Consider the following 9,630-nt stretch of genomic DNA (forward strand, 5'->3'; position numbering starts at 1 on the left):
GATCCGCACGGGTTCCCGGTGACACCGCGGGGGTGGGGCTTGTGCGCGGCCGGCCCCAACGTGGTTGCCATGAAACGTTCTTCGATCCTCTCCTTGGTGATCTCGACGGCGCTGGGCATCGCGATCGTGGCCGACGGCGACGACGACTGGACCGGTTTCGGCACGTGGGGACTGGTCGCGTGCGCGTTGGTCTACCTGGTCGCGGGGCTGCTGCGCGGCGAGGTGCGCCGCACCCGGCTGGTGTGGGCGCAGGTGGCGGGCGTGGTCGGGTTCGGCGCGGTGGCCGGGATCGCCCTGCTGGTGGACCCCGGGGTCGGCCGGTACCTGGTCGCGGCGGGCTGGTTGGCGCACGCCGGCTGGGACCTCGCGCACTTCCGCGCCAACCTCGTCGTGCCGACCTGGTACGCGCTGGCGTGCGCGGTGGTCGACGCGTTCGTCGGCGTGTCGCTGGCATGGTGAGCGCGTGATGCGACAGGCGAGGGTGCTCACGCTCGTGTCGCTGGGTGTGGCCTGGTCGACCAGCCTGGCCGGGCCGGGTGTCGGCGTGCTGCTGGAGACCCGGCCCGCCTGGGTGGTGGCGGGGCTGGTCGGCGTGGTGCTGTTCGCCGCCGCGCACGCCGGCGTGCTCTACGCGGCCGTGACGCCGGGTGTGGCGCGGGGCCGGTGGGACGTGGCGTTCGTGGCGGTGTCGCTGCTGTCGGTGCCGTTGCTGGCGCCCGTGGCGGTGGGGCGGTGGGACACGTGGGCGTGGGTCGGCGCGGCGCTCGTCGGCACGGCCCCGGTGCTGGTGCGGCGGCGGTCGTGGGCGGTGGCCCCCCTTGTGGTAGCGGTGGCGGTGGTGGTGTCGCCGGACCCGGTGCGGGCGTTGGTGGTCGCCGGTGGTGTCGGTGTCGGGTTGGCGCTGATGCACGTGCTGCCGGTGTGGTTGTGGGACCTGGTCGTGCAGGCGCAGCGGGGGCGTGAGGCGCGGGCGCGGCTGGCGGTGATCGAGGAGCGGCTGCGGTTCGCCCGGGACGTGCACGACCTGCTGGGGCACCGGTTGACCGTGATCGCGCTGAAGGCGGAGCTGGCGTCGCGGCTGGCGCTCGTGGACGGTGAGCGGGCCGGTGCGGAGGCGGACGAGGTGCGCGCGCTGGCGTCGGCGGCGTTGTCGGAGCTGCGGGAGGCCGTGCGCGGGTACCGGACCGTGGAGCTGGCCGAGCAGGCGTCGGCGATCGAGCAGGTGTTGACCTCGGCCGGGGTGCGGTGCACCGTGTCGGTTCCGGCGGAGTTGCCCGCGGCGGCGCGCGAGCTGTCGTGGGCGTTGCGGGAGGCGGGGACGAACGTGCTGCGGCACAGCCGGGCGCGGTGGTGCTCGGTCGACGTGGTGGCGGGCGCCGACGAGGTGCGGCTGACCGTGGCGAACGACGGCGCTTCCGGCAGCGGTTCCGGCGGTGCTTCCGACGGGGCGCGCGGGTCGGGGTTGAGCGGGCTGGCCGAGCGGCTGGCCCGGGTGGGCGGGACGGTGCGCACGGGGGAGGAGGACGGGGTGTTCACGCTGGTGGCGACCGTGCGGACGTGATACGCGTGCTGCTGGCCGACGACGAGGAGCTGATCCGCGTCGCGGTGGCGGCGTTGCTCGGGCTGGAGCCGGACCTCGAGGTCGTGGCGCAGGCCGGTGACGGCCGGGAGGCGGTGCGCGCGGCGTTGGCGCACCGGCCCGACGTGGCCGTGGTCGACCTGCAGATGCCGGAGCTGGACGGGTTCGAGGTGACCGCGTCGCTGGCGTCGGCCTTGCCGGGGTGCGCGGTGGTGATCCTGACCGGGCGCGGCAAGCCGCCCCACCTGCACCGCGCGTTGTCGGCCGGGGCGAAGGGCTTCCTGCCGAAGGGGTCGCCGGGCGGCACGCTGGCCGACGTGATCCGGCAGGTGCACGGCGGCGCCCGGTACGTCGACCCGGAGCTGGCGGCGGACGCGCTGACCACGCCGCCGTGCCCGTTGACGCCGCGTGAGCTGGAGGTGCTGCGGCTGGCGGAGTACGACACACCGGTGGCGGTGATCGCGCGCCGCACGCACTTGTCCGCCGGGACGGTGCGCAACTACCTGGCCGCGGCGGTCGCGAAGCTCGGCGCGGCGAGCCGGTCGGAGGCCTACGTCACCGCGCACGACAACGGCTGGTTCTGAAACGCCCCCGGATCCCCGGACCGGCCCGGTCCGGGGACGGGTTGCGCGCCGTCCCCGGCAGGTAGCGGAAGTTTCCGGCGGCCCGAGGCTTGGCCGGCGCCCGCCCCCTCCCTACTTTCGTGGCATCTCAAGGGAAAAGGGGGCCACATGACCGACCACGCGCTGTCGATCCCGTCACCGCCACCACCGCCGCGGCCCCGGCCACGTGCCGCCGTCGTGCTGCTGGGCCTGCTCACCGTGGTCCTGGTCGGCGCGTCCGTGCTGGCGATCGTGCTGTTCGTCGGGGCGAAGGAGGAGCACGGCCTGGAGGTCCAGCGCCTGGACCAGACCAGCCGGTCGCTCGCCGAGGCCGAGGAGCGGCTGGAGGAGACCGAGTCGGCCAACGACACCGTCATCGGTCGGATCTCCACGCTGGAGGCGCAGAACGCCGAGCTGCACAAGTGCGCCGACCCGGCCAGGGACTCGATCATCGCGGCGCGGGACGACGATGACGCGGCCCTCGGGCCCGCCGTCGACCGCGCCTCGGACAACTGCTGAGCCGGGGAGCCGACATGACCACGCCAGAACCCGACCAGGCGTTCACGCCGCCCTCGTCGAACCCGACTGCGCCGACCTCATTCGCGCCGACGCCGCCGACCCCGCCGAACGGCGTGTCGATGCAGCACCAGCCGACGCCTCCGCCACCCGCGCGCCCCGGCCGGGCGCCGATCGTCGCGCTGACCGCGCTGGCCGCCGTGTTCGCCATCGTGGCGGGCTTGTTCACCGTCCTCTACCTGGGCGAACGCGCCGACCGCAACGCGCTCGCGGCCACCAGGGCCGACCAGGAGCGCACGCTCGCCGACGTGTCGGGCAAGCAGGAGGAGGCCGACGCGACCCTGGAGACCAACCGGTCCCGGGAGTCCACCCTGTCCACCGAGCACGACCTGCTCACCCGGTGCGTCGAGGCCGCCAAGGGCTACTTCGACCTGCCGCCGGAGCAGTCCCCGGAGTCCTCACGCCTGTTCCGCATCATGTACGACGTCTGCCCGCAGATCTGACTCCATCGCCGCCCGGACGCCGCGGACCGCCAGCCGGTCCGCGCGTTCGTTCTCCGGGTGCCCGGCGTGGCCCTTCACCCAGTGCCACTCGACCTCGTGGGGCGTGGTGGCGGCGTCGAGGCGCTGCCACAGGTCGACGTTCTTGACCGGCTGCCTGCCCGAGGTCAGCCAGCCGTTGGCCTTCCACTTGGTCATCCACGACAGCACGCCGTTGCGGACGTACGTGCTGTCGGTGTAGATCCGCACCACCGACGGCCGCTTCAAGGTCTCCAACGCGCGGATCGGCGCCATCAGCTCCATGCGGTTGTTGGTGGTGGCCGACGACTCCCCGCCGAACAGGTCGCGCTCGTGCGACCCGTACCGCAGCACCGCGCCCCACCCGCCCGGTCCGGGGTTGCCGCTGCACGCGCCGTCGGTGTAGATCTCCACCACCTGCTCCATGCGGGGAACATACCGACCGGTTCGAGCAGGCCGGGACACGGCTTGTGCGGCGGGACGTCACCCGGGAGGTGGTGGTTGTTCCGCCGTGAGCGCAATCGCTTTCGCCCGGACGACGGCCGTGGGCACGCTGTCCGGCATGGCGCAGGGATTCCGGGGTGACGTGGCCGAGTTCTACCACCGCTACCGGCGGGGGTACCCGCCGGCGGTGTTCGACGCGGTGGTAGAGGTGTTCGGGCTGACACCGGACGACGTCGCGGTGGACCTCGGCTGCGGCACGGGCCAGGTGACCGTGCCGCTGGCGGCCCGGGTCCGCGCCGTGATCGGCGTCGACCCGGAGCCGGACATGCTGGCGCACGGCCGCCGCGCGGGGGAGGAGCGGGACGCCGCGAACCTGGCGTGGGTGGTCGGGACGGACGCGGACGTGCCCGCGTTGCGCGCGGTGCTCGGCGACGGGTCGGTCGGCGTGGTCACGATCGGCCAGGCGCTGCACTGGATGCGGCACGACGAGCTGTTCCGGGCGGTGCACCCGCTGGTCAGGCCCGGCGGTGGGGTGGCGGTGCTGACCAACGGCACGCCCCTGTGGTTGCAGGACGAGGACTGGTCGCGGGCGTTGCGCGAGTGCCTGGAGCAGTGGCTGGGCACGCCCGCCGGCAGCGCGTGCGGCACCGACGAGGAGAGCCAGGCGCGGTACCGGGAAAGCCTGGCCGCGGCCGGGTTCCGGGTCGACGTGCGCGGCGTCGACTACACCGACACCCTGGACCTGGAGTCCATTGTGGGCGGTGTCCTCTCGGCGCTGCCCGTGGACCGGCTGCCCGCGGACCGCGAGGCGTTCACCGACCTGGTCCGCGACGCGTTGGAGCCGCACGCGCCGTTCACCGAACACGTCCGCGTCACCGTGCTGACCGGGCGGCGGTGACCTGGTCGGCGGGCCCCGCGGATCCCCACCTCGATCCCGCCGCTCGCACCTAGGCTCGGCGGGGTGGACGAACCGAGCAGCCCCGTGGCCGGGATGACGATCAGCGTGCGGACCCGCCGGGACGTCGTGGTGGTCGACCCGGAGCGGTTCATGGCCGCCGCGCGGGCGGCCTACCGGGAGCTGAACCCGGGCCTCACCGACGCCGAGGTGGCCGAGGCGGTCGCCGACGTCACCGACGCCGCGTACGCGTTGATCGACCGCGACGGCGACCTCGTCCCCGAGTCCTCCCGCGCCGGCCGCCCGCCACTGCCCGGCGTTCGCGTCCCGGACCGCCCGGACGGCCTGTCACCCGCCGGCCGCGTCCAGGAGCTCGTCCTGGACGAGCCGCAGCCGTTGCAGGACTACGGCTGCTTCCTCCCGGAGGACGTGTTCGCCCGCCCCACCGCGGCCCACGACGAGTAGCCACGCGCCCGGGGCTCGTCCTCGTACAGTCGGGTGCGTGGAAGTCTTCCTGCTCTGGCACGTCCGCCACGCCCGGAACCTCGACGGCTCCCCGGTCGAGCACGTCGACGAGGACGGCGAGCTGACCTGGGACGAGTGGGACGGCGACAACCTGAAGTTGTTGGGCGTCTACTCGACGGAGAGCCGCGCCCGGGAGCGGATCGAGCGCGCGAAGTCGACGCCCGGCTTCGCCGACGAGCCGGACTGCTTCCTGGTCGACCCGCACGAGATCGACCAGGACGCGTGGACCGATGGGTTCATCACGATCGTCGAGTGACCACGGGCGGGGCCGCCGCCAGTCCCCGGAAGTCCCCGCAGTCACGGTGTCCTTCGCCTTGGCCTCGACGTCGACCGCATTGCCGATCTTGGGAGCGGTGCGGGGCGCTCCCCCTGTGACTCCGTCCGCGAGACGAGGCCGCCGGGCGAGCAGGCAGCCGCGTCCCGCGGACGGGCAGTACACCTGGTCTGGTCACAAGCGTGCCGTGTCGACTCCGCTCGGGCCGGGCAACCATGCGTGTCCTTCTGGCCAAGTGGTCAAGCACGGGCCGTCAGCCCTCAAGGCCGGCATCAGAGGTCGGATGGCGCCCGGCGCGTCACGTGCTCGATGTGGTGCGACGTGGCGATGGCTATCCAGCGGGGTACGGTGCCCGCGGTTCTCCCGCCCCCTCGCCTGCAACGGGTCAGCTCGTGGTCACCCCACGAGAAGTCCCTGCCGGCGAACTCCGGCCGTGCCAGCAGCTCCTCCGCCAAGGCGGTGAAGGCCTCGACGGCGGCACCCTGCACCGGCTTGCCGTCTTCCCGGGCGAGCTGTCTGCGCAGCGCGACCACGGAACCCGGAGCCGTGTAGTAGAGGTACGGGTTGACGGTTCTCGGGCCGGGGTCCCCGCCTTTGGGTGGCACCGGGTGAACCACGCCGTAGTCCCCGTAGTTCACCGCCCCGCCCACCTGCTCGGCGACCGCATGCCACAGAGGCACTTCGGGGCGATGACGGGTAGTTGTGGCGAAGCTGTTCCGGTTGGCCGGGATCGAACCGGCCAGCAACGTCGTCGTCGACGGCCCGATGCCGTCGACGACAGTGCCGATCAGCCGTGCGGTCCGTGTCACATGGGCGGGCTGCACGGTCTCGATGAAGCCGAGGTCGATCACAGCGTGCAGCTGCCCCGCCTCGACACCGGTCCGGCTGACGACGCGCCGGAGCCGGGCGACGATCTCTGCCGGCGGGGTGGCGACCCCGCGCACCCGCACCACGACGTCCCGCGGCCGGTGCTGCCGGAGCAGGGAGATCGTCCTGAGCTCGTCGTCCGTCGCCGAGTCGCCAACGACTGGGGTCAACGCGGTGACGTCGAGCGCCAGAAGCCCGAGTTCGTCGTGCAGCGTGTTCTCGATCTGCTTGTCGAGGAACTCCAACGGGCCGCCCGGCTGCCGGGCCAGCGAACTGGTCGCGCTGAGCAGGTGCGCGTCGATCCACAGCGGATTGTCGTGCGCCGCAGCGTCCACCGCGGCTCTGACGAGCGCGGGCAGGAGTTGCCCTCTTTCCGCTACTCCGACGGAGTCCAGCAATTCCACGAGGATCGCCGGTCGTGACCCGGGGCTCGCCGGAAGGTGGAGGAGCGCGTCGAGTTCGCCCTTTTTGCTCTTCAACGCGACCAGTGGGGTGAAGGTCATCGCGCGACTCCCTGCCGAACAGTGCCTGTGGTCGCAAGCCGGGCAACTTCGATCCTGGGAGTTCGACCGGTCCGCTGACGCCCGCCGATCGGGTGATCTTCAGCTCCGCTCTCGCGCCGAGAGGCCCGGTGACCCGTGCGGGATCCAGGCCACCGCATAAGTGCGGTCAAGCTACGTGCCCGGCGATGGCGGCGGTGCGGTGGTGGCCCGGTTTTCCGGAGGTCGTGGTATTCGTGGTGCATGGCAAGCGTGAGTCCCGACCGCCGAACAGGGCGTGTGGGATTGAACCGGGTGACGGCGTTGTTCGAACGGCATCACCACATCGTGCAGCCGATCGACGGTTCCAACGACTTCGGCGTAGACCTTTACGTCACCTTCGTGTCGGATTTCAAGACCACGGGTGACACGATCGCGGTGCAGGTCAAGGCCGGAAGATCCTACCGCTCCGCAGGCGGTTACCGGGTGCGGGTCGGCGAGCACCGCGACGACTGGTCCAAGCCGAACATCCCGGTGGTCTGCGTTGTCCACGATCCTGAAGCCGACACCCTCCACTGGGCGAACGCCACCGCGCAGTTGCGAAACGCGAGTCGATTCGGCGATGAACTCAAATCGATCCGGGTTCCCCGTGAGTCGGTGCTGGCCGACGACACGTTACCCGAATTCGTCGACGAACTCCGCCTCCACCTCTCCTCGCGCACCGATCTCATTCACGCCCTGGCCGATCACGTCGGTGCCAGTGTGGAGTCCACCGACTACGTGGCCCATTTCATCAACGAGTTCGGCGATCTTCTCTTCTTCCAGCAGCAACTCGGCGTGCCGTGGGCGGTGTTGCGCCACAGCAGGGGAGGAGGGGTCACTCTCTTCGTCGAGAATCCAGATTCCCTGGCCATAACCGACTACGGCGAGGCGGCCTGGGTGGAGGGAGGCAGGATGGTGGACGACTTCTTGGAACACCATGACACCCCTGGCCGTGTGGTCTTGACCGTGGACGAGCGGATGTGGATGCGATTGTGCGCGACCGCGAGCGCGTGGTGGCGCAAAGCGCCGGCGCGGAAGGGCTGAGCGAAGCAGGTCGTGCGGGTGGACGGGCTGCTCGTTCTCACCGAACAGCCCGTCTGCCGGCTCACCAACCTCGCGCGCGCCACTCGTCCAGGTGAGGTCGCTCACGCCCCAGGGTGGTGTCGTCGCCGTGACCTGGGTAGACCCACGTGTCGTCGGGCAGCTCGGCGAAGATCCGGGTCTCCACGTCGTCGATCAGCGAAGTGAAGGTTTCGGGCGACGTGGTTTTGCCGACCCCTCCCGGGAACAGCGAGTCCCCGGTGAAGAGGTGGGGGTGGCCGGTTGGGTCGCGGTACAGCAGGGCGATCGAGCCCGGCGTGTGGCCGCGCAGGTGGATCACCGTCAACGGGACCTCGCCGACGTGCACCGTGTCGCCGTGCCCCACCAGCACGTCCGGCGGGATCGGCAGCACCTCCGCGTCCGCCTCGTGCGCGATGGTGTTGGAGCCGTTCGCGCCCGCGACCGCGCCGAGGGCGCCCCAGTGGTCCTGGTGCCGGTGCGTGGTCACGACCGTCTTCAGCCTCGGCCGCTGCACGTCGTGGCCGACCACGTCCGACAGCCGCTCCGGGTCGGCCGCCGCGTCGATGAGCAGACCCTCGTTCGTCGCGCGGCAGACCAGCAGGTACGCGTTGTTGTCCATCGGGCCGACCGAGACCTTGGTGATGGTCAGCGCGTCGAGGGTGCGCCGTGCCGCCGGGCCGCCCGGCGACACGTGCCCCTGGTAGTCCTCTAGTACGTCCACAATGGCCGACCGTATCCGACCCGGCACCCTTCAGGGCTCCCACAGGTCGACCCCATAGGGTTGGTAACGGTCACCGCCGCTCCCGGCGATAACGTCTGATTAGGGTTCTTCTTCCTCGTGCCTACCAAACGTCGGATCAACTGGGACGTCCTGCGCATCCTCGCCGTGCTGTGCGTGCTCCTCCAGCACGCCACCCGCGTCGGCCCGGCCAACCACCCCGAGCTCAGCCGGCCGTCGTTCGTGTTCGGCTTCGAGTTCGGCGCGAGCACGCTCGTGGTGATCTCCGCCTTCTTCGCCTGCGCCTCGCTGGCCAAGGGCGAACCCGGCCGCTTCCTGCACAACCGCCTGGCCCGCCTGCTGCCCGCCTACCTGGTCGCCGTCGTGGGCACCTACACCGTGCTGCGCCACCTCGCACCGGACGGCTGGAGCGAGCTCGAACCGCGCGACCTGCTCGTCAACGTCCTCATGCTCCAGAGCTGGTTCCCGGAGGCACGCCTGGTCGACGCCGCCTACTGGACCCTCCCGATCCAGGTCACGGGCTTCATCGCGGGCGCCCTGCTGGTGTCGCGGATCCGCGGCCGGGCGGTCAAGCCGCTGCTCTGGGTCCTCATCGTCGTCCCCCTGGTCATCCGGGACTGGACCGCCGACCCCGGCCTCGTCCACGCCCTGTACAACGGCCTCGGCGCCCAGCGCGCGCAGCTGTTCGCCATCGGCGTCGCCATCTGGCTGTGGTCCAAGGGGCGCCTCGGCGACCGGCACCTGTTCGCCCTGCTCACGGCGACCCTCCTGGTGCAGGTCGGGCACAGCGGCGACCTCGCGTCGACCATCGGCTTCGGCGTCCTGCTGATCGGCGTGTGCGCCGCGGCGGGCGGCCCGGACTGGGACATCGCCCCCGTGCGCCTGCTCTCCCGGCCGATCAAGTGGCTCGCGGGCATCTCCTACGGCGTGTACCTGGTCCACCAGGAGCTCGGCTACCTCGTCATGGCCAAGGTCTCACCCCACGGCGGGCCGTGGGTCGAACTGGCGTTCTTCACCGGCTCGGCCGTCTTCCTCGGCTGGCTGCTCACCAAGTTCGTCGAACGCCCGGCGCACCGCGCCCTGACGGC

At 71.7% G+C, this 9,630-nt stretch carries 12 protein-coding genes and 1 pseudogene; 10 read left to right on the forward strand and 3 right to left on the reverse strand.

What is annotated here, in order from left to right:
- The first annotated feature begins 69 nt into the window (after positions 1–69).
- The 5 genes from ACZ7GX_RS32940 to ACZ7GX_RS32960 all read left to right on the forward strand — a co-directional run bounded on the left by ACZ7GX_RS32940 (position 70) and on the right by ACZ7GX_RS32960 (position 3,200).
- Positions 70–459, forward strand: a complete 390-nt coding sequence (locus ACZ7GX_RS32940; RefSeq protein ID WP_498782443.1) for a hypothetical protein — start codon at positions 70–72, stop codon at positions 457–459.
- A 7-nt stretch (positions 460–466) separates the two neighbouring features.
- A complete protein-coding gene (locus ACZ7GX_RS32945; RefSeq protein WP_498782445.1) occupies positions 467–1,561 on the forward strand; it encodes a sensor histidine kinase in 1,095 nt (364 codons plus the stop codon).
- Positions 1,558–2,163, forward strand: coding sequence for a response regulator (locus ACZ7GX_RS32950; protein WP_498782447.1), 606 nt, complete (start codon positions 1,558–1,560; stop codon positions 2,161–2,163). Before ACZ7GX_RS32945 ends, ACZ7GX_RS32950 begins: the two co-directional genes overlap by 4 nt.
- A 147-nt stretch (positions 2,164–2,310) precedes the next feature.
- The gene (locus tag ACZ7GX_RS32955; protein ID WP_498782449.1) at positions 2,311–2,700 is read left to right on the forward strand and encodes a hypothetical protein; all 390 of its coding nucleotides are present in this window, start codon (positions 2,311–2,313) and stop codon (positions 2,698–2,700) included.
- A gap of 14 nt (positions 2,701–2,714) precedes the next feature.
- A complete protein-coding gene (locus tag ACZ7GX_RS32960) occupies positions 2,715–3,200 on the forward strand; it encodes a hypothetical protein (protein ID WP_498782451.1) in 486 nt (161 codons plus the stop codon).
- Here ACZ7GX_RS32960 and rnhA read toward each other — a convergent pair.
- A complete protein-coding gene (gene rnhA, locus ACZ7GX_RS32965; RefSeq protein ID WP_498782453.1) occupies positions 3,156–3,641 on the reverse strand; it encodes a ribonuclease HI in 486 nt (161 codons plus the stop codon). The genes ACZ7GX_RS32960 and rnhA overlap by 45 nt on opposite strands.
- Before the next feature lie 85 nt (positions 3,642–3,726).
- On the opposite strand from rnhA, the gene ACZ7GX_RS32970 reads away from it, so the two are divergent.
- The 3 genes from ACZ7GX_RS32970 (at position 3,727) to ACZ7GX_RS32980 (ending at position 5,335) form a co-directional block, all read left to right on the forward strand.
- Entirely contained in the window at positions 3,727–4,557 is an 831-nt protein-coding gene (locus ACZ7GX_RS32970; protein WP_498782455.1) for a class I SAM-dependent methyltransferase, read from the forward strand.
- Positions 4,558–4,620: 63 nt separating this feature from the next.
- Complete coding sequence (locus ACZ7GX_RS32975; protein ID WP_498782457.1) at positions 4,621–5,019, forward strand: hypothetical protein; 399 nt, start codon at positions 4,621–4,623, stop codon at positions 5,017–5,019.
- Positions 5,020–5,056: 37 nt separating this feature from the next.
- On the forward strand, positions 5,057–5,335 hold the full coding sequence (locus tag ACZ7GX_RS32980; protein WP_498782459.1) for a DUF7336 domain-containing protein: 279 nt from the start codon (positions 5,057–5,059) through the stop codon (positions 5,333–5,335).
- 290 nt (positions 5,336–5,625) lie between these two features.
- Here the strand turns inward: ACZ7GX_RS32980 and ACZ7GX_RS32985 are convergent, their stop codons facing one another.
- Positions 5,626–6,723 carry a beta family protein gene (locus tag ACZ7GX_RS32985; RefSeq protein WP_498782461.1) on the reverse strand — a complete coding sequence of 366 codons (1,098 nt, stop codon included), beginning with the start codon at positions 6,721–6,723 and terminating at the stop codon, positions 5,626–5,628.
- A gap of 240 nt (positions 6,724–6,963) precedes the next feature.
- Here ACZ7GX_RS32985 and ACZ7GX_RS32990 point away from each other — a divergent pair, with 240 nt between their 5' ends.
- Positions 6,964–7,785 carry a DUF4365 domain-containing protein gene (locus tag ACZ7GX_RS32990; RefSeq protein WP_498782463.1) on the forward strand — a complete coding sequence of 274 codons (822 nt, stop codon included), beginning with the start codon at positions 6,964–6,966 and terminating at the stop codon, positions 7,783–7,785.
- 61 nt (positions 7,786–7,846) lie between these two features.
- Here the strand turns inward: ACZ7GX_RS32990 and ACZ7GX_RS32995 are convergent, their stop codons facing one another.
- Positions 7,847–8,524 (reverse strand): MBL fold metallo-hydrolase, encoded by a 678-nt coding sequence (locus ACZ7GX_RS32995; RefSeq protein WP_498782465.1) that lies wholly within the window; start codon positions 8,522–8,524, stop codon positions 7,847–7,849.
- A gap of 117 nt (positions 8,525–8,641) precedes the next feature.
- Between ACZ7GX_RS32995 and ACZ7GX_RS33000 the strand changes: the two are divergent.
- A pseudogene (locus tag ACZ7GX_RS33000) lies at positions 8,642–9,580 on the forward strand (acyltransferase family protein); the annotation flags it as partial.
- Positions 9,581–9,630 lie beyond the last annotated feature (50 nt).

The organism is Actinosynnema sp. NPDC037264, from assembly GCF_055603705.1.